Raw genomic sequence first — 23,917 nt, forward strand, 5'->3', positions numbered from 1 at the left:
ACAGATGGGAACATCCACACCGAGCAGCGCGGGACCGGAACCGAGGGCGGCCGCAGCCGCCTTGCTGGCAGCGACGGAAGGCCTCCGGGCGAGGACCCGCACGCAGACCAACGGAGCATGGACTTCGCTCCTCGGCTTCGGGCTCCTCGCGCTCGCGGCCGTTCCGGTCGCCCGGTACGCCTTCAACTTCGGAGCGCACGGGCGCTACATCGGGTCCTATCCGGCCTTTGCCCACGCCGAGCTGACCGGCCTGTGCGTCGTCCACGAACCAGGAACCCCCTGCCTCAAAGGCGAGTTCGACGGAGCCGTCCTGCGCTTCGCGGCATGGGGCGTGTGGTTCGCGCTCCTCCCGCTCGCATGGTTCGTCCTCGCCCGCTGGTATCGCCTGCGCGGCGAGGCCCGGGGTGTCGTCCCCCGGCGCGGTATGTGGGTGCGCGTGACCGTCGTATCCACCGCTGTGATCACGACAGCTCTGGTGGCGCTGCTGTTCGGCAAGGACCAGCCGTGGGAGGCCGTGCTGCTGGAGAACAGCTACGCCTCCCCGTGGTACCTGGTCGGCATCGGACTCCTCGCCCTCGGAATCGCCGAACGCAGTTGGATCGCCGCGGCGGCCGGCACCGCTCACGCCCTGCTGCTCACGGGGTACCTGGGAGCCTCCTGGGGCAGTGGATGGCTTCCCTGGCAGCACTCCGCCCACCCCGGCTGGTCCGACGGACCGCAGGCCAAAGCCCTTCTGCTCGCCGCCGTCCTGCTCCTCGCCGGTCTGTGCGAGTGGACAGCGGTCCGCCGCCGGGGCGCGCCAGGTGTCGCGGTCGCGGGTACCGTCGCCTCATGAGCGTCGCAGACTCGACCGCTACGCAGGACGACCAAGAGGAACCGCATCCCACCCAGGCGCTGGACGACACCGTGCACCAGCGCGTACGGCTCGGCATCCTCACCGTCGCCCGCGAAGCCGACCGGGTCGAGTTCGGCTTCCTGAAGAAGCAACTGGCCGTCACCGACGGAAATCTCTCCCGGCACCTGAAGGTGCTGGAGGAGTCCGGAATGATCAACGTGGAGAAGGGCTACGCCGGTCGACGCCCCCGAACATGGGTAACCCTCACCCGTGAAGGCGCGCAGGCCCTGGACGCCGAACTCCGGGCCCTACGTGCACTCGTGCTACGCCTTGAGGCTCCCCGTCCCGTGCCCGGCACACCGGACGCGTGATCACCGCTTCGGGGGAGCGGGTGAGGTGCCATGTCGGTGACCCGCGACTACGCCGGTCGAGCCGGCCGGCGGGGAAACAGCCGCCGGAGTCTCCTGTCGCCCGCGGCCGACCCGTGCATCCGGGACGGCCGTGGCACGCGGCGACCGTGCGTTCGTGCTTTCGTGCGTTCACCGGGCGACCTGCGCCGGCCGCGACAGCAAGGGGCTGCCCCGCTACCGGTACCGCAGCCCCGTCGGCCGGGTCCCCGGTCACCACCGCCGACGACAACGCGGAGACCGACGAGCGGCGAGCCCGCGAAGCCGACCGGGTCGAGTTCGGCTTCCTGAAGAAGCAGCCGACGAGCGACGTCGGCCGTGTCCGATGGCCGGCCGACGCGGCGCGCGTCGTCTCCACGTCCCAGGACGGCATCCCAGGGTCCCCCTGTTTCCGCAGGTCAACAGGGGTGGGATGGTCCCACCGTCCCAGATGTGCGGCGGCTGTTGTCGGGGGTTCCCGGCGTCCTGGAAGCTGTGGGTGTCGCACCGGCCGAGGCGGCACGACCGCCCCGCCGACGGCACGACACCATCCACCTTCCGCCTGTGCACCGGGACATCCCTGTGCCCGGGCGGCGATCGGCACCCCACAACACCCGCCGTCCCGCGACGTGGAGAACACCCGCGTTCGGACCGGAGAAGGAAGCCACAACATGAACAGGAACACCCCCGCACGCCGTCGTCCGGGCCGCCGCGTGGCCGTCGCCGCCGGCCTCGTCCTGGCCCTCGGGCTCGGTGCGGCGGCGCAGGCCTCCGCCGCCGCACCGCGGACCGCCGGCGGCAACGCCGGCGCCTCGGCCCCGTCCACCGCGCTCTCCGGCTCGGGCGCTTCGCTGTCCGGCCGCCAGATGATCCGGGTGCTGAAGTCCCTGCTGCCCAAGGGCGGGAAGATCTCCGACGAGCAGAGCCAGGAAGGCTACGCCGCACTGGTCTGGGACGACGGCCACGGAAAGAGCATGATCGGGGTGAACGTCCAGAACGACATGGGCGACGTCCTCGCCGGGCGCATGGGCTGCGACGGCGAGTACATCGAGTGCCAGGCACTGACCCTGGCCGATGGCACCCAGGTGAAGCGGGCCGAGCGGGCATCCGAGAAGGGCGGCTCGGCCGTGGTGTGGCTGGTCGACACCCTTCACCCCGACGGGCGCCGGGTCATCATCCAGGAAGTGAACTCCTACATCGAGGGCGGACCGGTGACGCGGCCGCAGCCCCCGCTCACGCTCGACCGGCTGCAGGCCATCGCGCTCGACTCCCGGTGGGAGGGCTGAACCGAAAGCGGTGAATCCGGGGCACCGTCCGGACAACGCGCCGCCCCCTGGACGACCCGTCCGTACATCGCCGAACGAGCGCCGAGCGAGCCGATCCGCTCGCATCACCCCTGACGGGTCGGCGACCTGCCGGACCTTGCCTGATCGGCTGAACGACGGCTCCGTACGGTCTGGGGTCGAAGACCAACACCCTTTATCTGTAACCGAGTTCCCGCTACGTCACCTGGGAGTGAATGTGAGAAAGAGCCTTGCCGCCGCGGCAGTCCTCGTCGCGTCCGCGCTGAACCTGGCGCTGCTGTCGGCGCCCGCTTCGGCCGGCACCTGCGACACTTCGGGATGCGGTGGTGAGGTGAGCAACAACACCGACTACTCCGTGTCGATCTCGAACTGTTGGGCCGACAGCTACGGCACGTACGAAAACGGAGACAACCTCCCCTGCCACGGCAACCCGGTCCGGGTGGCCAACGTGCCCAACGCTCGGATCTGGCTGGATCCACACGGATGGTCGGGTTCGAGCAAGTACTCGAAATTCTATGACACCGACGCCGTGAAGTTCCCCGCGAACTGTGTCACCAAGTGGCACTGGTGGGGTGGCGGCACCCGGACGACGAACCGCAACGGCGCGGCCAGCATGTGGATGAAGATCAACAGTGCTCAGCACATCTACATCGATTCCCTCTCCTGCTGACGCTCCGGCACAGATCGAATCGCCGTCCGGCGCACATGATGGTCGGCGGCGAGCCGGACGCACACCGCCTGTGAACCTGACCCTGTCGGAGATCCTGGAGTCTCCCGGCGCGTCAGCGTGATCAGCGGCATGCTCGGGAGCCCCCGGTCGCCGGGGAGTCGGGGGCTCCCGTACGTCCGGGTACCGCGGGCTGTCACCGAGGCATCCGACCGCTGGGCATCCGACTGCTGGGCGACCGGCTCGTCAGCCGACCGTAAGGTGACGGTCGTGACCGAGACCACCGACATCGTTCTCGCAGACATCGATCTCCTCCTCGACGAGATCCGAGCCTCCGTCGCGCGAGTCGGCGCCGGCCTCGGCTCGCTGACCCACCTCCAGGCCCGCGAGCCGTCAGCGTTGCCCGGCTGGAGCCGAGGCCACGTCATCACGCACCTGGCTCGCAGCGCCGACGTCTACCGATGGCTGCTGACAGTGGCCCGCACCGGCACGGAGCCCGGTCCCCGGGCGAACGCCGCCGCCCTTGAGCGTGCGCTGCGCGAGGGCGCCGAGCGCTCCGCCGGTGAGCTCGTCGCCGACCTGCGCGGCAGTCTTGACCGACTGCTCGACGAGGCCCGAGCCATGCCGGCCGAACGCTGGTTCATCCTCGTCACCGCACTCGCAGGGTGGCGGCATCCTGCCTGGTTCACTCTCCACCGCTGCCGACGAGAACTCGAGACCCATCACGTCGACCTGAACCTGGGTTACACCACAGCCGACTGGCCTTCCGGCTACGTCACCTGGGCGCTCGACGACACCGTCGCCGCGCTCACTGCACGAGGCTTCCCGGTGACCCGCATCCGGGCCACCGACCTCTCTCGCGCCTGGACCCTGGCCCCGGCCGGCCCCACCGTCACCGGCTCGGGTCGCTCCATCCTCGCCTGGCTCGCCGGGCGTGGCACGGACACGCCGCTCCGGTCGGACGTTCCGCTCCCGACCCCGCCCAGATGGCCGCTCCCGCCGACGCCGGGCTGGTCCTGAGCCCGACCTGCTGGAGCCGGCCGCACCGTGGAGACGATGATCCGCTGGGCGATGATCGGCACCATGGTCCGCCGCCTCACCCGAGTCCGACCGGCAACCCTGCCAGGTCCGCGACCGCTCTCGCGCACCGATGCCCGCGGGCTCAACCGCCTTACGGCCGAAGGCTCTCCGCTCACTTCATGAACGCAATCACCAGCGGGTCCGACTCTGGCGCTATGTAGTCGAATGTCGGGAAGTCGACGTGACAATGACCGCTTGCATCCGCCTCGGAGGCGAAGCCCTCGATGTTGTCGGCGAGAAGGTCGAGAGCTTCTCGCCCACCCTGGATCCTCAGGATCTCGTCCTCCGCGACGATCGAAGCGGTGTCGCCCTCAGGGTCCTCCCGGAACGCGATCTCGGACAACGACCTTTCGTAGGGAAAGGGGTGCCGGTTCTCAGAGAGATCGCAGCTTCCAGCCTTCCCCCGCAGCAGGTGTCCGAGCGCCAAGAGCTCTGGACGCGTCCCAGAGAGCTCGAGTTCTCTGGTCTCCCCGCTGTACCGAACCTGCAACATCTCATCGCCTCCGGTCCGACGACCCCTACCGGTCACCAAGGTGGATCATCCTCCAGTTCCTCGGCCTCAGTCGGGCTTACGGCTCCACGGCAGATCTCAAACGCGGTTTCATAGGTCGTTCTCACCCAGAACTCGCCGTTGTCTTCCGGCTTTTGTCTCGCGAGGCTGCCGTGTTGGTGAGGCGACCGGTGCGGTCGAGTCTGGATGGTCGGGCGCGGTGACGGCTGAGGCAGGAGGCGGCTTGCGCCTGTCCCAGCCCAGAGCACTCCGGAATCCGGCCGGGCTTCCGTCCGCCCCGTCCTCGCGCCTGGGCGCACTCGCGTTCCGGCGGTACGTCCAGGTCATGACGGAGCGTCGCGCCTACCCGAGTGATCTGTCCGATGCGACCAGGAGGGGCCGCCGCTACGGCACCATCCTGGTCGACTGCGAGACGCACCAACTGCATGACCTGCTGCCCGACCGCGACGTGGACAGTGTCGCCGCGTGGCTGCGCGAGCACCCCAGTGTCCAGATCGTGTGCCGGGACCGCGCGACGGTGTTCGTCGACGGCGCCCGCGAAGGCGCCCCGAACGCCCGGCACTGCGCAGACAATTGGCACGTCTGGCACGTGCGCCGTGCGGATCGGCAACGAGTTTCAGAGCTACCCCGGTCGGGTGACCTTTGTCTACGTCGGCATGCAACTGCTGTCGAGTGGTGATTCCTCGGTAGTTTGGCGGTCCCGGGGCCTCTCGGGTCGGCCCCTGACAGGCCCGGCCGGCGAGGGTCCGGTTTCGTATCCGAGGCGCGTGGAAACTGGGATGCCCCGGCCGTGCGCCGCTGCGAAACTGGCCGCCGTGACGCGACCTGAACTCTCCGAACTCGACCACCTGCGAGAAATAGAACGGCTCGCCAGCGTGGTCGCGGGCGCCGCCTCGGCCGAGGGCTGGCTCTCGTATCAACCCGAAGCAGACGACGCGACGCCTCTGCAGCGGGCGGTGAACGCGCTGGCCCGGGGGCTTCGCCACTACCACTTCCCCGGGGACGGCTGCCTCGACGACGAGGCGGATCGCCCCGAGCTGAAGCTCGCGGGCGTGGTGATTCTGCGTCCCGGGGCAATGCCGGATGGCATGGAGGAGAACTATGAGGAGGCGTGCGCCCGTCTCGGGGTCGAGGCCCGGCCCGAGGGGTGGGCCCTGTGGAACACGTGGGGCGACGGGAAGCTCCAGGTGACGATGGTCGTCTCCGCGGTCGACACCACCGAGGGCCTGCTCGCGAACTGGTCGCGGGGCAAGGCCGTCTATCCGCTGACGCCAGTGCCGTCCCAGATCGCTCTCATCCACCACGGCTGGGCTGCCCATATGGTCTTCTCCCCGTTCGGGGTGAAGAAGCTCGGGCTCGGCGGACAGCCGTGACATCGCGTCACCTCGACCGCCGGTCCTCCGCTCCCGTCGGCTGATGCCTCACCAGTAGAACCAACCCGGTGTTGCCGTGTAGTCCTGAGGTGTGTAGTCACACTTGTCGTCGGCGGGCCGCTCGGCTGCGATCGTTGCAGCGCGCCGCTCTCCATGAGCGTCTACGCCGTCTGCTGCCATGAGCACGGCAACCACGGCGATCATGCATGCGAGGTGGAGGCGGGTGCTCCGGGTTCTGTTCCACCACAGGGCGATTGCACCGAGGGTCGACAAGGCGCCCGCCGACAGCACCAGACCAAGAGCGGTGTACGTCAGTCGGTCAACGGCCTCCGAGGCGTGGCAGAAGACGTACTGGCGACCGCTGCTCCAAGCGTTGACCCGCTCGAAGAGCGCGCCGGCGGTCAGCAGCAGTCCGAACGCGGCGACGTGCCCGGCCCTCGGCACGGGTCGGGTGTCAACCGTGGTGTCAGCGGCTTTCAAGATCCCCCCAGTGGCGTGCCCTTGTTGAACTCGTCGTGCACGCTAATGACACCGGCTCCCCAGCCGTCCTGTTCGAGTGTGCCGACCGCCGTGGACATGACTGTCACGACATGAGCGGTCGACTCGCCCCCGGAGAACGCTCCGAACAGCGGGTGTACTGGGGGCCCGGTCTCGATCCCTGGCAACTCAGGGACACACGGGGGAAGATCGTGGGCTGGGTGGTCGTGAACACGCCGCGCCGCGAATCCGGAGCCGTCTACTACCTCGGCGATGCTGAGTCCCGGCCCGGCAGGACGACGACTCCGCGCGTCTTGCCGCACCCGGACCCGATGCGGTAGTCCAGTTCCCCTGGTTCACGCCGGCCCGGCCGCGATGGGCGGTGTGCCCTTGCCCCCTGTGCCGCCTTGCCGACTCGCGTGCTGACTCGGGGCCGACCGCGCCGCGCGGAGGCGAGGTGTCTCGCGGCGGTCGTAGGTCGGTCGGCCGGTCCGCGCGTTCAGTTCCGCAGCGACGACAGCGCGGCGGCCACCCGGTCGCACGCCTCAGGTGGGGTCGAGGCGTGCGGGGAGAACCTCAGCGAGTCGGTGCGGACCGTCGGAGTGACTCCCTCGGCGTGCAAGGCCTTCGCGACGAGGGACGGATCGTGGTCCGGCATGGTGAAGGAGAGGATGCCCGCGCGCCGGGTCGGGTCGGCGGGGGAGAGGACGCGGCCGCTGTGCTCCTCGATGACCTCGGTGAGTTCGGTGATCCGTGCGGCGATCGCGGCCTCGATCGCCGCGACGGTGTGCCGTTCCACGAGGTCCAGCGCGGCCGCGAACGCGGCGGCCGTCACCGGGCTGAGGTTGGTGATCGACCAGCGTTGCGCGTCCGGCGCGGGTGGGTGTTCCGTTCCGTCGAAGAGGCCGACGTCCTCGACGCCCGTCCAGCCGGTGAGGACCGGTTCGAGGGACTCCAGCGCGCGATCCGACAGGGTCGCGAAGCCGGTGGCCCAGCCCGCGCGAAGCCATTTCTGACCGCCCGCCACCACGACGTCGGCCGCGTCCCAGGCCATCTCGGCGACACCGAACGCCTGGATGGCGTCCACGATCAGCAGTCGGTCCGGTCCGATCGCCTCGCGCAGCGCCTCAAGATCGGCGCGGAAGCCGGTGCGGAAGTCCACGGCACTGATGGACACGGCGGCCACGTCGTCGGTCAGAGCGGCACGGACCAGGTCGGGGGTGACCCCGCTGCCGGGCGCCGGATCGAGCCAGTGTGGCGTGGCCCGGCCCAGGCCGGCGGTTCGGCGCCATGGATAGTGGTTGGCCGGGAAGTCGGTGCGCGGTGCGAGGACCACCCCCTCCCTGATGCCGAGGGCGGCGTGGAACAGGCCGGTGGACGCGTTCGGGAGCAGTACGGTGTGCCGGCGGTCGGTGCCGGCGAGGCGCGCGGCTGTGTCCCGGGCGGCCGCTTCCGCGCGCATCAGACCGTCCACGGTGCGGTGATCGGCACGGGCGGACTCCTCCATGGCTCGCGCGGTGGCGGCCACGGCGTCCCGCGACGGCGGACCGAACCGTGCGAAGTCGAGGTACCCGGCGGGCGTGTCGAAGTGGGCTGCGTACGACGTGAGCACGGGGCGCGTCCTTCCGGAACGGTACGGGTCGGGCGGTGTGACGGCGCGGGCGCCAGGTGGGCGGTGCCGCGCGTTCGATGGCCGGCGGCCGCTCCTGGGCGTCGTATGCGCGCCTCGCCTTGCTTGACCGCTTGACCGCTTGCCCGAACGGTACGCGTTCCGCGCGGCGCTGACCGGCCCGGGGTGCCGTCCGGGATCCTCGACCGCGATGCCTGACCCGGATACCGATACGCATAGGAATCGGGACGGCCGGGCACCCTTGCACGGGGTGCCCGGCCGTCCCGATCGTGGATGCCGATGCCGATGCCGATGCCGACACGGCAGGGGCTCAGTGCCCGGCGGATTCCTCGGGGCGCGCGTGGCGCGGCAGGAGGAACGCGAGCAGGAACGTCAGGGCGAGCATGCCGGCGACGATCCAGAGCACCGTCTGCATGACGGAACCGAAACCGCTCCGGAACGCCGACGACGCGGTGGCCTGCAGCGCGGCGGGTATGCGGGCGCCGGCCTGGGGAGAGGCCGCGGCCGACCGGGTGTCCTTCTCCAGGCGGGCGCAGGACGCCGGGGTCGCGGCAGGATCCTTGGCGACGGCGCGGTCCGAGGTGCAGGTCCGCAGGTCCGCCACGATGCGCTCCTGGGCCGCGGGCGCGACGTGCGCGGCGGTCAGCTGTTCCCGCAGGCCGTCGGCGCGGTGGTCGACGGCGGTGGCGATCCCGCCGCCCAGCAGGCCGAAGAACACGGTGCCGAGGATGGCCACGCCGAAGGCGCCGCCGAGCTGCTGCACCGCGGTCATCGTGCCGGACGCCGAACCCGTCTCGTGCTGCTCGACGCTGGCGAGCACGATGTCGAAGAACGGGGCCATGAGCAGGCCCATCCCGATGCCCGTGACGAGCAGCGACGGCAGGAGCTGCCAGGGGCCGACGCCGCCGCCCACCATGTCGAGGGTCAGCCACACACCGAAGACGCCGAGTGCCATGACGAGCGCGCCCGCCTGGAGTACGGCCCGTCCGAACTTGACGAGACCCTGGGCGATCCCGAAGCCGACGATCATGCCGCCCGACCAGGGCACCATCACCAGGCCCGCCTTGAGCGGCGCGTAGCCGAGGCCGATCTGGGTGTAGAGGTTGAACACCAGCATGAAGCCCTGCATGGCCGAGAAGAAGACCAGCCCGAGGATCATGCCGCCGCTGAAGCCGCGCTTGCGGAAGAGGCTGGGGACGACCAGCGGGTCACGGCCGGTCTTGCTGCGGCTCGACTCGTACCGGCCGAAGGCGACGAAGACGACCACCGAGGCGCCCATCATCACGAACGTCCACACCGGCCAGTCGTACTCACGGCCCTGCACCAGCGGGAAGATGATGAGCAGCGCCGCCAGTGCGACCAGGAGCATGCCGAGGATGTCGAGCCGAGGCTTGCTGTCGGACCGGCCCTTCGGCAGGTAGCGGACGGCGCCGAGGATCGCCGCGGCACCCAGCGGCAGGTTGATCAGGAAGATCATGCGCCAGCCGGTGCCGAAGTAGTCGGCGTCCACGAGCCAGCCCGCCAGGATCGGTCCGCAGACCGCGGACAGACCCATGACCGGGCCGAACATGCCGAAGGCCTTCTGCGACTCCTTCGGCGGGAACATCTCCTTGATCATGCCGAGGCCCTGCGGCAGCATCACCGCGCCGAACAGGCCCTGTACGACCCGCGCGCCGATCAGCATCCCCGGCGACACGGACACCGCGCACAGCAGCGATCCCAGGGTGAAGCCGGCGGCTCCGACCAGGAACATCGTGCGGCGCCCGTGAATGTCCCCGAGTCGCCCTCCGGTGACGAGCCCGACGGCCATCGAGAGGGTGTAGGCGGCGGCGAGCCACTGCAGAGTGGAGGCGCCGCCACCGAGATCGGCCCGCATGGAGGGACCGGCGATGTTCGTGACCACGGCGTCGAGGAGGTCCATCACCTCGGCCGCGAGGATCACGAACAGCGCAGCCCAGCGCCACCGGTACGGCACTGGTGAGTCGATGGGCGTCTCGGCGGACGCGACACCGGTGGTGGACATCGGAACTCCTCGTGAAGAGGCCGCGCCAGGGTTACGACCCGCGGGCGCGGTGGGCGGATGGGGGTGACTGCCGGCTTGCCGTCACGGAGGGAGAGACAGGAGACCAGGCGCCGGTGAACGCTGTTCATCTTAACAGAACAGTGCTCTGCGGGAGAACGGCGTTCATTAAGATATAGCGCAACTTGGCGACCAGGACAAGATATATCGCGTTCCGCCTGAGTGAACGCCGCTCTCCGAGCGAGAACACTGCTCTCCCGACGCCTAGACTGTCCTCATGAGCGACGCGGCCGCCGGCACCCCCGCATCACCTCCGCCGTCCCCCTGGGAGCGCGAGCGGCCCGTACGCGCCCGCGCCACACCCGCGCGTGAACCGCTGTCGCGTGAACGCATCGTCGAGGCCGCGTTCACCGTGCTGGACCGTTCAGGACTCGACGGGCTGTCGATGCGCCAGGTGGCGGCCGAACTGGGGGTCACGGTCTCCGCCCTCTACGCCTACGTCAGCTCCAAGGACGACCTCCTGGAGCTGATGTACACGCGGCTCTTCGACGGTTTCACGATGCCGGAACCCGACCCGGAGCGGTGGCGGGAGCAGGTGCGCGACTACGCCCGGGTCGGGCGCCGGCGACTGTTGTCCCACCGCGACATGGCCCGGATCTCGATGGCCCACGTGCCCTTCACCGCCGAACTGCTGCCGCACGTCGAGTCGTTGCTCGCCGTCTTCCGCACCGCCGGACTGCCGGACCGGATCGCGGCGGAGGCCGGTGACCTCATCTCCACGTACATCGACGGCTTCGTCCTGGAGGAGGGCATGTGGCAGGACCGGGCCGCCCAGCACACCGGTGACGGGTCCTCCCTGGCCCGCCCCGACTGGCGTGAGATGGCCGACGACATGCAGAACTACTTCGCGTCCCTGCCCGAAGCCGACTTCCCCCATCTGCGCGCCCTGTCCGGGGTGATGGTGACGGACTCCTCCGACGAGAGGTTCGACATCGGCCTGGAGATCATCCTGCGCGGCCTGGCCAGCTATCTGCCGGACGCGGCGGACCCGGCGGGCGGAACGGGCCGCCAGGGCGGCGAGGCCCCCGCCGCCGACTGATCGGTGGGAGGCCAGGCCGGGTCGGGGCATGCCGGGCGGGCCGGCGTGGATCTGCCGCGACCTGGCCCGACTCAGTTGTTCCAGCTCTCGTCGTACGGATCGTGCGGGGTCGCGACCGGCCTCGCCGAGCTCACGTCGAGGAACGGGATGACGCCGCCGTTGACCGGGTCCGTCGTGCGCTTGCCCGTGTAGCTGCCGGTGACTTCGAGCCAGGTGTCGGGCCGCAGGACGGGCGGAATCCGCCCGGACAGGCCGATCTTGACCGGTTGGGCATCGGCGGCACAGCAGTTGAGGGCCATGCGGACGAGATACGGCGTACCGGCGTGGTCGAGTGCCACGAAGCCGGTGATCTTGACCCGTCGGCCGCCGAGGGAGCGACCGTGGTCGTACGCCGCCCGGCCCGCGTAGTCGACCAGGCCGAGGGTGACCGGGTCACCGGCGGGCAGTTCGGCGTAGCCGAAGGGTGCCTGCAGCGCCGTACCGGTACGCATCGCGCTGTAGGAGCCGAGGGCGGGCGGGGCGACCAGAATGAGCGCGACCAGCGGGAGGACGAGGAGCCACGAGATGCGCGGTTCACGATGCCCGTGCCCGTGGCCGTCCGTGTGCCCGTCCGCGTCCGCGAGCCCGTCCGAATGCCCGCCTGTGCCTGTGCCCGTTTTCGCGTGCCCGTGCCCGGTCTCCTGCTCCCGCACTCGCTCGCCGTCGGACTCGTCGTCGGGGTGGCCGGCGGAAGCCGTTCGGTGCTCGCGTATCTCGTACCAGACCGTCGCGAGGGCCGTGACGATCAGCACCACGCCGGCCGCGAGCAGCAAGGGCCGCAACCCGGCCTTGACGTACCGCAGGTAGAGGTCGGTGACGCTCGCGTGCAGCACCGCCGCGCCCGTGAGGAAGAGCACGGCCGCCTGTGCCTGCCGGTTCACAGCAGCACCGTCCCGATCAGTACGGACATGAGTATCGCCAGGACGAAGGTGGTGGGAGCGAACCGTACGGCGAAACCGCGGCCGAACGTGCCGACCTGCATGGCGAAGAGCTTCAGGTCGATCATCGGTCCGACGACGAGGAACGCCAGCCGGGCGGTGAGCGAGAACTGGGTCAGCGAGGAGACGACGAACGCGTCGGCCTCGGAGCAGATCGACAGCAGTACGGCCAGGATCGCGAGGGCCAGGACCGATACCACCGGATTCCCGGCCGCGGCGTGCAGCCAGCTCGCCGGTACGACCGACTTGAGTGTGGCCGCGGCCATCGCGCCCAGCACGAGGAACCCGCCCGCGTGCATCACGTCGTGCCGCACCGATCCCCAGAACGCCGCCCCCTTTCCGGGGCCGTCGTGCGCGGGGCGGGCCGGTGGGCGCAGCCAGTCGGCGCGGCCGAGACGCTGCCACAACCAACCCATCACGCAGGCCACGAGGAGACTCGCGACGAAGCGGGCGAGAACCATCTCCGGGTTCCGGGGGAAGGCCACGGCGGTGGCGGTCAGCACGATCGGGTTGATCGCCGGGGCGGACAGCAGGAACGCCAGGGCCGCGGCCGGAGTGACGCCGCGGCGCACCAGCGCCCCGGCGACCGGTACGGAGGCGCACTCGCAGCCGGGCAGGACCGCCCCGGCCATCCCGGCGACCGGCACCGCGAGCGACGGGCGCTTCGGCAGCGCGCGGGCGAAGAACGACGGTGGGACGAACACCGCGATGACCGCGGACAGCAGCACTCCGAGTACGAGGAAGGGCAGGGCCTGGACCACCACCGCGACGAACACGGTCATCCAGCTCTGCATCACCGGTGCGGACAGCAACCCGCGGATCGGCCCCTGTGACGCGATGACCAGCAGCAGGAGCATGGTCAGAGCGAGCGGGGAGTTGAGGTTCCAGCCCTGCCGGCCCCGGCGGTCGTCCTCGTCCTGCCGGTGGACCGGCGGCGGGGCTTCCTTGGTGATGGTCACGCTTGAGCTACCTCCGGTCGGGAAAGGGCGCGCCTGCGGATGCCCTTCCGCCTTGAATACGCCGGTTCGGCCACAGCTTCTCACCGGGCGTCGGCGAGATTGCCGGCGCCCGGGGGATTCTTGACCTTCGCGCGACCGGGGTGTCGGTTCACGCCCTCGGCCGTCGTGAGGGGCTGAGTCATCTTCCACCCGACACGTCCGGACGGCGCAGGTGGGGCCCCGGTGGACCCGGCGGGGCGACGGCCGCCACTCGTCTGTTCTCACCTCGCGCCGCGGTCGTTGTGACATCTCTTTACGTCGCTGACATGTACCTGTAGCTTCCGGGCCGCAAGGGCTTTCAGGAACTTGCCGGCTCTTCTTGCAAGGCAACTCCCTCTCCCCGGACCCGCATTGGAGACGCCCCATGAGACACAGCCCCCAACGTCCGCCGCTAAGGCTGCTGATGGCGCTCGTCGCGGTGACCGGACTGCTCGGACTGACCCCGCCGGACGCGGGCTCCGTCCCCATGGAGAGCACGGCCGCCACGTCCGCCACGGCGACCGTCTTCTACTACACGAAGACCAAGAACTGGCCCACCACGTACCTCCACTACGCCCCGGACGGCGGCTCCTGGACCACCGCGCCCGGTGTGCGGATGGAGGCGGGCTGCACGGACTGGGTGAAGGCGACCGTCGACCTCGGCTCGGCCGCCGGGCTGCAGGCCACCTTCAACAACGGAAGCGGCACCTGGGACAACAACGGCGGCAACAACTACGCGCTGGGCACCGGCACCATCACCGTCAAGGACGGCGTGATCGCCCACGGCGACCCGTGCGCCGACACCGGGGCGGGAAGCGGCAGCCAGGCCACCGTCTACTACTCGACCGCCACTTCCGGCTGGACCACGGCCAACATCCACTACGCGCCCACCGGCGGCTCCTGGACGACGGTCCCCGGCATCGGCATGGAGACCGCCTGCACCGGCTGGTGGAAGAAGACCCTCGACATCGGTACGGCGACCTCGCTCAAGGCGGCCTTCAACAACGGAAACGGCGTCTGGGACAACAACAACAGCGCCGACTACACGATCCCGTCCGGCACCACGACCGTGAAGGACCGCACCGTCACCTCCGGCGCCACGGACCCGTGTGCCGCACAGGTGCCCGACACCCAGGCACCCACCACGCCCACCGGGGTCACGGCGACCGCCACCAACACCTCGGTCGTCGTGAGCTGGAATCCCGCGACCGACGACACCGCCGTGACGAAGTACCAGCTCACGCGCACGGGTGGCACGAAGGGGACCGTCGTCACCGACGTCGGCTCGACGGTGTACTCCGACACGGGACTTGAGGAGAAGACCACCTACACCTACACGGTGAAGGCCGTCGACGCGGCCGGGAACACCTCGTCCGCCTCCTCCGCGGCCCCCGTCACGACCGGTGACAAGGCTCCGGCGCCCGCCTCGGGGACCCCGCTCGGGACCGACCCGCGCAAGGACCCGATCTACTTCGTCCTCACCGCCCGCTTCTACGACGGCGACAGTTCCAACAACCGCGGCGGCAGCCAGGACGTCAAGTCGGGCAACGCCGCCAACAACGACCCCATGTTCCGCGGCGACTTCAAGGGTCTCGTCGACAAACTCGACTACATCAAGGCGCTCGGCTTCTCGGCGGTCTGGATCACCCCGGTCGTCCTCAACCGCTCGGACTACGACTACCACGGCTATCACGGCTACGACTTCTACAAGGTCGACCCGCGACTGGAGTCGGCCGGCGCCTCCTACCAGGACCTGATCAACGCGGCCCACGCCAAGGGCATGAAGATCTACCAGGACGTGGTCTACAACCACAGCTCCCGCTGGGGGGCGAAGGGCCTGTTCACGCCGACCGTATACGGCGTACGCGACTCCCAGTGGAGCTGGTACTACGACGAGAAGAACGAGGGCTTCGAGTACGACGGCCTGACCGTCGAGCCCAAGTCGGGGAAGTCGTACTACAACGGCGACCTGTGGTCGACAGCAGAACCCTCCGGGAACACCTGCCTCAACTGGGGCAAGCCCACCGGCGGCAAGAGCGCCGAAGGGTACACCCTGTACAACTGCCAGTGGCCCAGCCCCACTTCGGGGATGTTCCCGAAGGCGTACTACCACCAGTGCTGGATCGGCAACTGGGAGGGCGAGGACTCCCGTTCGTGCTGGCTGCACGAGGACCTCGCCGACTTCAACACCGAGAACGCCACGGTCCAGAACTACCTGATCGGCGCGTACGACAAGTACATCGACATGGGCGTCGACGGATTCCGCGTGGACACCGCCGTCCACATCCCGCGCGTCACCTGGAACCGCCGTTTCCTGCCCGCCATCTACGACCGGGTCACCCAGCGCTTCGGCACGGACGCCGCGAAGAACTTCTTCGTCTTCGGCGAGGTGGGCGCCTTCGTCAACGACAAGTGGAACCGCGGCTCGGTGAACCACTCGGCGCAGTTCTACACGTGGAAGGAACGCAAGGACTACAGCGCGGACGACGAGACGGCCGCGATCGAGCAGTACAACTACGAGGAGCAGCTCGGCACCGGTAACCAGCCCACCTCCGCCAACGCCTTCCTGAGCGGGAACAGCTACCACACGCCGGACCGCAGCCAGTTCTCCGGGATGAACATCATCGACATGCGCATGCACATGAACTTCGGTGACGCGCAGAACGCCTACAACAACGGCAAGGACTCCGACGACTCCGTCAACGACGCCACGTACAACGTCGTCTACGTCGACAGCCACGACTACGGCCCGAACAAGTCCAGCACCCGCTACAGCGGCGGCACCGACGCCTGGGCCGAGAACATGGCGCTGATGTGGACCTTCCGCGGCATCCCCACCCTCTATTACGGATCGGAGATCGAGTTCCAGGCGGGCAAGCAGATCGATTGCGGGCCGACCTGCCCCCTGGCGACCACCGGACGCGCGTACTACGGGGATCATCTCGCGGGCAGCGTCACGGCCTCCGGCTTCGGCAAGGCCGACTCCGCGAGCGGCGAGGTCGCGACGACCCTCGCACAGCCGCTGGTCAAGCACCTCCAGCGGCTCAACCAGATCCGCCGGGCGATCCCCGCCCTGCAGTCGGGCCAGTACTCGACGGACGGCATCACCGGCTCGATGGCCTTCAAGCGCCGCTACACCAGTGGCTCGACCGACAGCTTCGCCCTCGTCACGGTCACCGGCGACGCGACCTTCACCGGCATCCCGAACGGCACCTACACCGACGCCGTCACCGGTGACGTGAAGACGGTCTCCGGCGGCACGCTGTCGGTCGCCGCGCCCGGGAAGGGAAACCTGCGGGTGTACGTGCTGAACGGTCCCGGCAAGATCGGAACCGACGGGCCCTACCTCAAGTAGGCGGCCCGCCCGCGACCGGCCCGCCCGCGACCGGCCCGCCCGCGACCGGCCGGCGGAGCACAGGAGCGGCGGTCACCGTGATCGCGCCGGGCGCCCCACGCCCGAGCGGGACATCGTGATCGCCGCTTCCGCGCCCGACGGGAACCAGGATGAATGGCGTGGTGAGCGTTGGGTACGCGACCGTCGACACGCCCGGGAGCCGGACCGGCCCGGGTGGCCGCCCGCCCGCCACTACCCGGGGATCCGCCATGGACACGCCCATGAACAACCACCACCCCACCGCACCCGCGGCGACACCCGCCCAGGAGGCCCTCGACACCCTCGCCGAGAACACCGACGACACCGCGGCGCTGGACACGCTCGCCGGCAGCGACGTCCTGGTGCCCGTGCCGGACGACGCCACCGACGCGGACATCGCCGATCCCCACGCTGTCGCGCTTCCCGTCCTCGACCAGCCCGACGGCGGACAGGTGGTTCCGGTGTTCACCTCCGAGCTGGAGCTGGCCGAGCTCCTGCCCACCGTCTCGCGCTACCGGCTCGTACCGCTCGGCGCGCTCGCCTCCCAGTGGCCGTCCGGCGATCTGGCCCTCACGATCGACGCCGCCTCACCGCACGGTCTGACCCTCACCTCCGAGGGCGTACGCACACTGCTGGCGCGGCCGTAGGCCGACGACCGCGCGACGCGGGCTCCGCCCACGGCCCCGCCCGGGGGGCCGTCGGGCCCGCGCGCGGGCGAAGGACGTCCGGAATTACTCCTCCCCGTGGAGTGGACCGGCCCGTCCCGAAGGGGAAGATCCCTGGAAAGTCCGCCGCGGAGGAGTGGGGTTCCCTTGAGAGTCGTCCTGCTGGGTACCGCCGCCGACGGCGGCTTCCCTCAGTGGAACTGCGCCTGCGCGCTCTGCTCGGCCGCCCGCGACGGAAAGCTGCCCGCACGCACCCAGGAATGCGTCGCCATCAGCGGCAACTCCCGCGACTGGTGGCTGCTCAACGCCTCACCCGACGTCCGATCGCAGCTGAACGCCACCCCCGCGCTCGCGCCCGGACCCAGGGGCACACCCGTGCGCGGCGTCCTGCTGACGGACGCCGAGGCCGATCACGTCATGGGACTGGCCGTGCTGCGCGATGCCCCGGGACTGAAGGTCTACGCGGCGCCCCCGGTCCTGGCCGCGCTCTCGCCGCTGCGCACCCTGCTCGACCGCCACACCCCGTGGGAATGGTCGGACAGCCTGACCGAGGGGGGATTCGTCCTGGCCGGAGGACTGGTCGTCAGCGCCCACGCGGTCGGTTCCAGGGCCCCCAGGCGCATCGCCGGGGCCGACGACGACCGCTGGACGACGGCGTACCGGATCGAGGACCTGGCCAGCGGGGGTGTGCTCGTCTACGCGCCCTGCCTGGGGCGATGGACGCCCGCGCTGGACGAGCTGCTCACCGGGGCGACCTGTGTCCTGCTCGACGGCACGTTCTACGCGGCCGGGGCGACGGACCCGGGGGTACGCGCGTCCTGCGGGCGGAAGCACGTGAAGCACCATCCCGGGCACCTTCCGGTCGCCGGCGCGGACGGCAGCCTGGCCGCGCTCGCCCGGCACCCCGGACCACGCGTTGTCTACACCCACCTCGACAGCACGAACCCGCTGCTCGACCCGGCCTCGGACGCCTGTGCGTCGGTGACCGGGGCCGGCGCCGAAATCCTGCCGGACGGAGCGGAGTTCGTGCTGTAGCGGCGTAAGGAGTGCGGAGTGCGCAGGGCGGGTGCAGAAGGGCGGTGGAGGCGGGCCGCGGAGGAGGTCAGTCGTGCGGCCGCAACATGCGGGCGAGCACGGACCGCTGCAGGGGGAGTACCTCGGAGTGCAGGTCGCGGCCCTTGCGGGTGAGGGCGACCCACACTCCGCGGCGGTCCTCCTGGCAGACGGTGCGTTCCACCAGGCCGTCCTTCTCCAGCCGGCCGATGAGCCGGGACAGCGCGCTCTGGCTCAGATGGACCCGGCCCGCGATGTTCTGCACCCTGCACTGCTCGCCGGACTCGGTGGCCGTCCGGGAGGCGAGGATGTCCAGGACCTCGAAGTCACTGGCGCCCAGGCCGTGCGGGTGCAACGCGCGGTCGATCTCGCACATCGTGCGCGCGTGGACCGAGAGGATGTCCCGCCACTGGTCCTCCAGCCGGCCATCGGGCGTCTTCGTTGCCATAACTGAACGGTAACAGAGATCCGGCCACTAGTTGAGTATGCAACTAGTGCGCCTGCATTCAGTCGCCCCTCGCCGCTCGCCCCTCGCCCGCGTCCGGTGGGCCGGGCAGGCAGTCCCTGTCAGGGGGTGGGGTCCTGGATCAGCCCGACCTGGTTGCCGTCCGCGTCCTTCACCGACGCGATGAGCCTGCCGTTGCCCACGTCCTGGATCTCCTGGAGCGTCTCGGCGCCGGCGCCGAGCAGCGCCGCCAGCGACGCCTTGATGTCGTCGACGTGCCAGAACGGAACCGGCCCGACCAGTCCCTTGGCGTGGCCGTTCGGGTCGAGGCCGACATCCTGACCCGCGTCCTTGAAGCCGACGTAGTACGGCTCGTCCGCGTAGGGCTCCACCCCCAGCAGCGCGGTGAACAGGGCCTTCGCCTTCGCGATGTCCTTGACGGGGTAGATGATCGTCTTGACTCCGGTGGTCATCCCGGCTCCTCCGTGGTGCGTGGCGGCCGTGTCGGCCGGCTGTCGTGCCGTCGGCGTTCCGACGGTCCTTTCACGCTAAGCCGGGGGAAGCGCGTATGGCTTCTCGAATCCTGACCGGCGCGCCGGCCACCCCCGGAACCGAATCTCCCCCGGTTCCGGGCCCTTCGTGTGTCCGGGGCCAATCAGGGGGCGGACCCGGGTCGGCCGCTCGGGCGGGCCCCCGGTGTGCTTCGGTGCGGCCCTCAGGTGGACTCGCGGCGCACCAGTTCCGTCGGCAGGATCACCGCCGCCGGGTCCTCGCCGCCGATCTGGGCGAGGAGTACCCGGACCATCTCGGAGCTGATGCGGTCCCAGGGCTGGCGGATGGTGGTGAGGGCCGGGGTGGCGGCCGTGGCGGCGGGGGAGTCGTCGAAGCCGCCGACCGAGACATCCTCCGGGACCCGGCGGCCCGCCTTGCGGAGCGCGGCGAGCACGCCCTGGGCCATCAGGTCTGAGGCGACGAACACGGCGTCCATGTCCGGGGCGCGGTCGAGGAGTTGTTCGGCGCCCGCCTCACCGCTGGCGCGGCTGTAGTCGCCGGAGGCGATGAGACGGTCGTCGGTCTCGACGCCCGCCTCGGTGAGCACCTCCCGGTAGCCCGCGAGGCGCTCGACACCGCCGGGGGTGTCCAGCGGGCCGGTCACCATGCCGATCCGGCGCCGCCCGAGCGAGAGCAGATGCGTGACCATGTCCCGCGCGCCGTCCCGGTCGTCGGCGGCCACGTAACTCACCTTGGAACCGAGGCCGATGGGCTTGCCGCAGGCGACGAGCGGCACCCCCGCCTCACGCAGTTCCTCGGCGACCGGGTCGCCGGAGTGGCTGGAGACCAGCAGCACCCCGTCCACATGGCCGGCCGTGATGTAGCGGGTGATGCGCCGCCGCTCGTCCTGGGTGCCGGCGAGCATCAGCAGGAGGGGAACGTCGTGCGCGGCGAGCGCCTGGGTGCAGCCGCGCAGCAGGACGTTGAAGTTCGGGTCCTCGAAGAACCGCTCCTGCGGCTCGGTCAGCAGGAAGCCGACCGAGTCGGACCGTCCGGTGATCAGCGAACGGGCGTGCCGGTTCACGACGTAGCCCGTCCTGCGGATGGCGGCGTTGACCGCCTCCGCGGCCGTGGGGCTCACATAGTGCCCGCCGTTGAGTACGCGTGACACGGTGCCTCGTGAGACACCGGCCTCGCGCGCGACGTCGTGGATCGTCGGCGGTCTGCGTCGGCCCCCCGTGTTGCTCATGGTCATGATTTTACGGCTCCGGACAGCAGGTCGAGGCTCCAGAAGCGCTGGATGACCAGGAACAGCGCGACCAGCGGGATGATCGCGAGCAGGGCGCCGGTGATCACCAGGGTGTACAGGGCCGGGGTGTTGGAGCCCTGTTCGAGGAGGGTGAACAGACCGAGCGTGATCGGGAACTTCTCGTCGTCGCTGAGCATGATGTAGGGGAGCAGGAAGTTGTTCCACACGGCCACGAACTGGAACAGGAACACCGTCACCAGACCGGGCACCATCATGGGCAGCGCGACCCGCGTGAAGATCCGCCACTCTCCGGCGCCGTCCATCCGCCCGGCCTCGACCACGTCACCGGGGACGGCCGCGGCGGCGTAGATCCGGGCGAGGTAGACGCCGTACGGGGAGAGGACGAGCGGCAGGAGCACGGAGGCGTACGAATCCGTCAGGTCCGCCTTGGCGAGGAGCAGGTACTGCGGGATCGCGAGGATCACCGGTGGCATCAGCACGCCCGCCATGAGCACGCTGAAGATGGTCTCGCGGCCCCGGAAACGGTAGATCGCCAGGGCGTAGCCGCTGATCGCCGAGACGCCCGTCGACAGAAGGGCGCCGAGACCGGCGTAGAGGGCGGAGTTGCCCATCCATGTCCAGTAGATGCCGTCGCGGTAGCCGTTGAGGTCCTTGACGTTCTGGGTGAAGCCGGTGCCCGGCAGGAACGTGAACGTCGAGAACAGCTCGCGGCCCGACTTGGTGGCCGCGATCACCACCCAGGCCACGGGCAGCAGACAGTAGAGCGCGCCGAGCAGCAGGGTGAGGGTCGGGACCAGGGCGATCCCGGCGCGCGGGGGCGGGCCCTGGGCGGTGCCGGGGGTCGTGCCCGCGGCCGGAGCGGCCTTGCGGACGGCAAGAGAACTCATCGTGCTTCCTCCTGCCTGGTACGGGAGTTCGCGGCGCGCAGGAAACCGAAGGACAGGAGCAGCGTGGCCACGGCGATGATCACTGCCTCGGCGGCGGCCGCGTAGATGTCACCGGTGTTGAACGCGTCCCGGTAGACCTTCATCAGCGGACTCCAGGTCGTGGAGACGGAGTTGGTGAGGGGCTTGAGGGTGGTCGGCTCGCTGAACACCTGGAGCGTGGCGATGATCGAGAAGAAGAAGGTGAGCACCAGGGAGGGCGCCACCATCGGGATCTTGATCCGCAGCGCGGTCTGCAGCGGGGTGGCGCCGTCCAGCTTCGCCGCCTCGCGCACCTCGGCCGGGATGGCCTGGAGCGAGGTGTAGATGACGATCATGTTGAAGCCGGTGCCGCCCCAGACCGCGATGTTCGACAGCGCGAGGTACAGCGGGCCGCCGTCCAGCAGGTCCGGCTGCGGCAGGCCCAGTCTGTCGAGGACGAAGTAGAAGGGGCTGACGTCCGGGAGGTAGAGGAACCCCCACAGCAGGGCGGCCACGACGCCGGGGATGGCGTACGGCAGGAAGATCGCGAGCCGGGTGACGGGGGCCAGGCGCACCTTCTCCGCGTCGAGCATGAGCGCGAAGACCAGCGCGAGGCCGAGCATCACCGGTACCACGATGAGGCCGTAGCCCGCCACGCGCAGCGCGCCGGCGACCAGTTCGCTGTCGGTCAGCGCGTCGGTGTAGTTCCTGAGGCCCGCCCAGACCTCGTCACGAGCACCGGCGCCCAGGCCGAGGCCCTTGACCTGGACCTTGTGCAGGCTCAGCCAGATCGCGTAGCCGATGGGCAGTGCGAAGAAGAGGACGAAGAGGATCGTCGCGGGGAGGAGAAAACCGTACGGGGCTCCCTTGACCCCGTACGGCTTCCGGCGTGCGGTCGTCACTGAGCGACCCCGAAGCCCTGCTTCTTGAGGTCGGCGACGGTGGCGTTCTGCATGGTCGTCAGGGCGGCACCGAAGTCCGACTTGTTCTTCGCGGCGGCGCCGAAGGCGTCGTTGAAGGACGTATAGGCGACGTTCACGTTCGGGCCCCACGCGGACGGAGCGGTGCTCTTGGCGATCTCCGAGGCCTTGGTGTAGAAGTCCGGCTGGTTGGAGAAGAAGGCCGGCGGCTGGGCGAACGCGTCACTGGTCTGCGCGCTCGTGGCCGCCGGGTAGATGCCGCTCTCCTTCGCCAGCGCGGCCACCGCCTGCGGGTCCGTGTTCAGCCAGGCGGCGAACTTCGCGGCGGCCGCCTTGTGCGGGGAGTCCGTGGTGACGGCCGTCGAGGAACCGCCCCAGCTGCCGGTGACGTTCTCGCCGGCCGACCACTGCGGCAGCGGGGCCATCGCCCACTTGCCCTTGGTGTCCGGGGCCGCCGTGGTCAGGGTGCCCGGCGCCCACACCGCGCTCACCCAGGCGATCTGCTTGCCGGTGTTCAGCGCCTTGTTCCAGGCCGGCTGGTACATCGGCTGGTTGTCGATCGCGCCCTCCTTGACCAGACCGCCCCAGAAGTCGGCGACCTTCTGGGTGGCCGTGTCGTCGATGCCGACCTTCCACTTGTCGCCCGAGGAGGTCCACCACTTGGCGCCCGCCTGCTGGGCCAGACCGGCGAAGAGGCCGGAGTCGTTGGCGGAGAAGGTGGTCAGCGCCTTGTCCGGCGCCTTCTTCTTCAGCGCGCGGGCGGTCTCGGCGAACTGCTCCCAGGTCGTCGGAACCGTCAGGCCGTACTTCTTGAACAGGTCCGCGCGGTAGTAGAACATCATCGGTCCGATGTCCTGCGGTATCGCGTAGACCGCGTCCGTCCCCAGCGTCGTCTGCTGCCAGACCCCGTCGGCGAACTTGGTCCTGGCCTCCTTCGACTCGGCGGCTATGTCCGCGAGCGCGTCGTTGCTGACCAGCGTCGGCAGCGCCTGGTACTCGGCCTGGACCAGGTCCGGAGCCTTCTTCGCCTTGTGCGCGGTGAGGATCTTGGTGATGAGCGTGTCGCCCGAGGCCTGCTTCTTCACCTCGACGGTGATCTGCTGCTGCTTCCCCGGCCCCTTGTTCCAGAGGTCGACGACCTTGTCCATGCCCGGCGCCCAGGTCCAGAACGTCAGTGTCGCGGGTCCGGACTGGGTTTCGCTCTTGCCGTCGTCGGACGAGCCGCAGGCGACGAGCGAGGTGGCGCCGAGGACGACGGCGATGGTACTGGCCACGAGGCGGTTGTGCTTCGTGTTGGGCATGGAACGTTCTCCCCTGACCTGGGCCCCCGCCTGCTGCGGAGGCCTGCCCTGTTCTTGCGCGGGTCGCCTTCGGGGCGCGTCCGCCGGTACCGGGACCGCGACCGTGTCCTGAGCCCATCGGGCCTTCGCACAGTCGCCTCTCGACACCGGAGCGCCT

The 23,917-nt window shown here is 69.9% G+C and carries 24 protein-coding genes; 12 read left to right on the top strand and 12 right to left on the bottom strand.

The window, feature by feature from the left end; all coding sequences use genetic code 11:
- Window positions 1-4: 4 nt before the first annotated feature.
- The 5 genes from ACFYW8_RS03655 to ACFYW8_RS03675 all read left to right on the top strand — a co-directional run bounded on the left by ACFYW8_RS03655 (window position 5) and on the right by ACFYW8_RS03675 (window position 4,212).
- A complete protein-coding gene (locus tag ACFYW8_RS03655; protein ID WP_389067233.1) occupies window positions 5-835 on the top strand; it encodes a hypothetical protein in 831 nt (276 codons plus the stop codon).
- Window positions 832-1,206: a winged helix-turn-helix domain-containing protein gene (locus ACFYW8_RS03660; protein ID WP_389067236.1), complete on the top strand. Its 375-nt coding sequence runs from the start codon at window positions 832-834 to the stop codon at window positions 1,204-1,206. Before ACFYW8_RS03655 ends, ACFYW8_RS03660 begins: the two co-directional genes overlap by 4 nt.
- A 686-nt stretch (window positions 1,207-1,892) precedes the next feature.
- Window positions 1,893-2,507, top strand: coding sequence for a hypothetical protein (locus ACFYW8_RS03665; RefSeq protein WP_389067240.1), 615 nt, complete (start codon window positions 1,893-1,895; stop codon window positions 2,505-2,507).
- Between the two features lie 235 nt (window positions 2,508-2,742).
- Window positions 2,743-3,195: a hypothetical protein gene (locus ACFYW8_RS03670; RefSeq protein WP_365873856.1), complete on the top strand. Its 453-nt coding sequence runs from the start codon at window positions 2,743-2,745 to the stop codon at window positions 3,193-3,195.
- 267 nt (window positions 3,196-3,462) lie between these two features.
- On the top strand, window positions 3,463-4,212 hold the full coding sequence (locus ACFYW8_RS03675; protein WP_389067248.1) for a maleylpyruvate isomerase family mycothiol-dependent enzyme: 750 nt from the start codon (window positions 3,463-3,465) through the stop codon (window positions 4,210-4,212).
- 172 nt (window positions 4,213-4,384) lie between these two features.
- Here ACFYW8_RS03675 and ACFYW8_RS03680 read toward each other — a convergent pair whose 3' ends face one another.
- Window positions 4,385-4,804 carry a hypothetical protein gene (locus tag ACFYW8_RS03680; RefSeq protein ID WP_389067252.1) on the bottom strand — a complete coding sequence of 140 codons (420 nt, stop codon included), beginning with the start codon at window positions 4,802-4,804 and terminating at the stop codon, window positions 4,385-4,387.
- Between the two features lie 304 nt (window positions 4,805-5,108).
- On the opposite strand from ACFYW8_RS03680, the gene ACFYW8_RS03685 reads away from it, so the two are divergent.
- On the top strand, window positions 5,109-5,462 hold the full coding sequence (locus ACFYW8_RS03685; RefSeq protein ID WP_389067256.1) for a transposase: 354 nt from the start codon (window positions 5,109-5,111) through the stop codon (window positions 5,460-5,462).
- A 136-nt stretch (window positions 5,463-5,598) separates the two neighbouring features.
- The gene (locus ACFYW8_RS03690; RefSeq protein ID WP_389067260.1) at window positions 5,599-6,156 is read left to right on the top strand and encodes a hypothetical protein; all 558 of its coding nucleotides are present in this window, start codon (window positions 5,599-5,601) and stop codon (window positions 6,154-6,156) included.
- Between the two features lie 48 nt (window positions 6,157-6,204).
- Here the strand turns inward: ACFYW8_RS03690 and ACFYW8_RS03695 are convergent, their stop codons facing one another.
- Window positions 6,205-6,636, bottom strand: coding sequence for a hypothetical protein (locus ACFYW8_RS03695; protein WP_389067264.1), 432 nt, complete (start codon window positions 6,634-6,636; stop codon window positions 6,205-6,207).
- Between the two features lie 110 nt (window positions 6,637-6,746).
- On the opposite strand from ACFYW8_RS03695, the gene ACFYW8_RS03700 reads away from it, so the two are divergent.
- Window positions 6,747-6,974, top strand: a complete 228-nt coding sequence (locus tag ACFYW8_RS03700; protein ID WP_365873848.1) for a hypothetical protein — start codon at window positions 6,747-6,749, stop codon at window positions 6,972-6,974.
- Between the two features lie 158 nt (window positions 6,975-7,132).
- Here the strand turns inward: ACFYW8_RS03700 and ACFYW8_RS03705 are convergent, their stop codons facing one another.
- Window positions 7,133-8,245, bottom strand: coding sequence for an aminotransferase class V-fold PLP-dependent enzyme (locus ACFYW8_RS03705; protein ID WP_389067270.1), 1,113 nt, complete (start codon window positions 8,243-8,245; stop codon window positions 7,133-7,135).
- 328 nt (window positions 8,246-8,573) lie between these two features.
- Window positions 8,574-10,286, bottom strand: coding sequence for an MFS transporter (locus ACFYW8_RS03710; protein WP_389067274.1), 1,713 nt, complete (start codon window positions 10,284-10,286; stop codon window positions 8,574-8,576).
- A gap of 274 nt (window positions 10,287-10,560) precedes the next feature.
- Here ACFYW8_RS03710 and ACFYW8_RS03715 point away from each other — a divergent pair, with 274 nt between their 5' ends.
- Window positions 10,561-11,382 (top strand): TetR/AcrR family transcriptional regulator, encoded by an 822-nt coding sequence (locus tag ACFYW8_RS03715; RefSeq protein ID WP_389067279.1) that lies wholly within the window; start codon window positions 10,561-10,563, stop codon window positions 11,380-11,382.
- Between the two features lie 71 nt (window positions 11,383-11,453).
- Here the strand turns inward: ACFYW8_RS03715 and ACFYW8_RS03720 are convergent, their stop codons facing one another.
- Window positions 11,454-12,302 (bottom strand): TIGR03943 family putative permease subunit, encoded by an 849-nt coding sequence (locus ACFYW8_RS03720; RefSeq protein WP_389067282.1) that lies wholly within the window; start codon window positions 12,300-12,302, stop codon window positions 11,454-11,456.
- Window positions 12,299-13,318 (bottom strand): permease, encoded by a 1,020-nt coding sequence (locus tag ACFYW8_RS03725; RefSeq protein WP_365873838.1) that lies wholly within the window; start codon window positions 13,316-13,318, stop codon window positions 12,299-12,301. The genes ACFYW8_RS03720 and ACFYW8_RS03725 overlap by 4 nt, the downstream gene beginning before the upstream one ends.
- 403 nt (window positions 13,319-13,721) lie before the next feature.
- Here ACFYW8_RS03725 and ACFYW8_RS03730 point away from each other — a divergent pair, with 403 nt between their 5' ends.
- From ACFYW8_RS03730 to pqqB, 3 genes are all read left to right on the top strand, one after another.
- Window positions 13,722-16,691 carry a carbohydrate binding domain-containing protein gene (locus tag ACFYW8_RS03730; RefSeq protein ID WP_389067289.1) on the top strand — a complete coding sequence of 990 codons (2,970 nt, stop codon included), beginning with the start codon at window positions 13,722-13,724 and terminating at the stop codon, window positions 16,689-16,691.
- A 248-nt stretch (window positions 16,692-16,939) separates the two neighbouring features.
- Window positions 16,940-17,356 (top strand): SseB family protein, encoded by a 417-nt coding sequence (locus ACFYW8_RS03735; protein WP_389067292.1) that lies wholly within the window; start codon window positions 16,940-16,942, stop codon window positions 17,354-17,356.
- Between the two features lie 165 nt (window positions 17,357-17,521).
- Window positions 17,522-18,409: a pyrroloquinoline quinone biosynthesis protein PqqB gene (gene pqqB, locus ACFYW8_RS03740; protein WP_389067296.1), complete on the top strand. Its 888-nt coding sequence runs from the start codon at window positions 17,522-17,524 to the stop codon at window positions 18,407-18,409.
- 67 nt (window positions 18,410-18,476) lie between these two features.
- On the opposite strand, the gene ACFYW8_RS03745 is transcribed toward pqqB, so the two are convergent.
- The 6 genes from ACFYW8_RS03745 to ACFYW8_RS03770 all read right to left on the bottom strand — a co-directional run bounded on the left by ACFYW8_RS03745 (window position 18,477) and on the right by ACFYW8_RS03770 (window position 23,760).
- Entirely contained in the window at window positions 18,477-18,875 is a 399-nt protein-coding gene (locus tag ACFYW8_RS03745; protein WP_365873832.1) for a MarR family transcriptional regulator, read from the bottom strand.
- A gap of 119 nt (window positions 18,876-18,994) precedes the next feature.
- On the bottom strand, window positions 18,995-19,345 hold the full coding sequence (locus ACFYW8_RS03750; RefSeq protein ID WP_365873830.1) for a VOC family protein: 351 nt from the start codon (window positions 19,343-19,345) through the stop codon (window positions 18,995-18,997).
- Between the two features lie 242 nt (window positions 19,346-19,587).
- Window positions 19,588-20,619 (bottom strand): LacI family DNA-binding transcriptional regulator, encoded by a 1,032-nt coding sequence (locus ACFYW8_RS03755; RefSeq protein WP_389067306.1) that lies wholly within the window; start codon window positions 20,617-20,619, stop codon window positions 19,588-19,590.
- Window positions 20,616-21,521, bottom strand: a complete 906-nt coding sequence (locus ACFYW8_RS03760; protein ID WP_389067310.1) for a carbohydrate ABC transporter permease — start codon at window positions 21,519-21,521, stop codon at window positions 20,616-20,618. The genes ACFYW8_RS03755 and ACFYW8_RS03760 overlap by 4 nt, the downstream gene beginning before the upstream one ends.
- On the bottom strand, window positions 21,518-22,441 hold the full coding sequence (locus ACFYW8_RS03765; RefSeq protein ID WP_389067315.1) for a carbohydrate ABC transporter permease: 924 nt from the start codon (window positions 22,439-22,441) through the stop codon (window positions 21,518-21,520). The genes ACFYW8_RS03760 and ACFYW8_RS03765 overlap by 4 nt, the downstream gene beginning before the upstream one ends.
- A complete protein-coding gene (locus ACFYW8_RS03770) occupies window positions 22,438-23,760 on the bottom strand; it encodes an ABC transporter substrate-binding protein (protein WP_389067318.1) in 1,323 nt (440 codons plus the stop codon). The genes ACFYW8_RS03765 and ACFYW8_RS03770 overlap by 4 nt, the downstream gene beginning before the upstream one ends.
- Between the last annotated feature and the right edge of the window lie 157 nt (window positions 23,761-23,917).

It is taken from the genome of Streptomyces sp. NPDC002742 (assembly GCF_042888885.1).
Classification (GTDB): Bacteria; Actinomycetota; Actinomycetes; order Streptomycetales; family Streptomycetaceae; genus Streptomyces.

Excerpts from the sequence above, each read along its gene's own strand:
- ACFYW8_RS03655 (WP_389067233.1), top strand. The coding sequence starts at position 5 with ATGGGAACATCCACACCGAGCAGCGCGGGACCGGAACCGAGGGCGGCC.
- ACFYW8_RS03660 (WP_389067236.1), top strand. The coding sequence starts at position 832 with ATGAGCGTCGCAGACTCGACCGCTACGCAGGACGACCAAGAGGAACCG.
- ACFYW8_RS03665 (WP_389067240.1), top strand. The coding sequence starts at position 1,893 with ATGAACAGGAACACCCCCGCACGCCGTCGTCCGGGCCGCCGCGTGGCC.
- ACFYW8_RS03685 (WP_389067256.1), top strand. The coding sequence starts at position 5,109 with ATGACGGAGCGTCGCGCCTACCCGAGTGATCTGTCCGATGCGACCAGG.
- ACFYW8_RS03700 (WP_365873848.1), top strand. The coding sequence starts at position 6,747 with ATGAGCGGTCGACTCGCCCCCGGAGAACGCTCCGAACAGCGGGTGTAC.
- ACFYW8_RS03710 (WP_389067274.1), bottom strand. The coding sequence starts at position 10,286 with ATGTCCACCACCGGTGTCGCGTCCGCCGAGACGCCCATCGACTCACCA.
- ACFYW8_RS03715 (WP_389067279.1), top strand. The coding sequence starts at position 10,561 with ATGAGCGACGCGGCCGCCGGCACCCCCGCATCACCTCCGCCGTCCCCC.
- ACFYW8_RS03730 (WP_389067289.1), top strand. The coding sequence starts at position 13,722 with ATGAGACACAGCCCCCAACGTCCGCCGCTAAGGCTGCTGATGGCGCTC.
- ACFYW8_RS03735 (WP_389067292.1), top strand. The coding sequence starts at position 16,940 with ATGGACACGCCCATGAACAACCACCACCCCACCGCACCCGCGGCGACA.
- ACFYW8_RS03745 (WP_365873832.1), bottom strand. The coding sequence starts at position 18,875 with ATGGCAACGAAGACGCCCGATGGCCGGCTGGAGGACCAGTGGCGGGAC.
- ACFYW8_RS03750 (WP_365873830.1), bottom strand. The coding sequence starts at position 19,345 with ATGACCACCGGAGTCAAGACGATCATCTACCCCGTCAAGGACATCGCG.
- ACFYW8_RS03755 (WP_389067306.1), bottom strand. The coding sequence starts at position 20,619 with ATGACCATGAGCAACACGGGGGGCCGACGCAGACCGCCGACGATCCAC.
- ACFYW8_RS03760 (WP_389067310.1), bottom strand. The coding sequence starts at position 21,521 with ATGAGTTCTCTTGCCGTCCGCAAGGCCGCTCCGGCCGCGGGCACGACC.
- ACFYW8_RS03770 (WP_389067318.1), bottom strand. The coding sequence starts at position 23,760 with ATGCCCAACACGAAGCACAACCGCCTCGTGGCCAGTACCATCGCCGTC.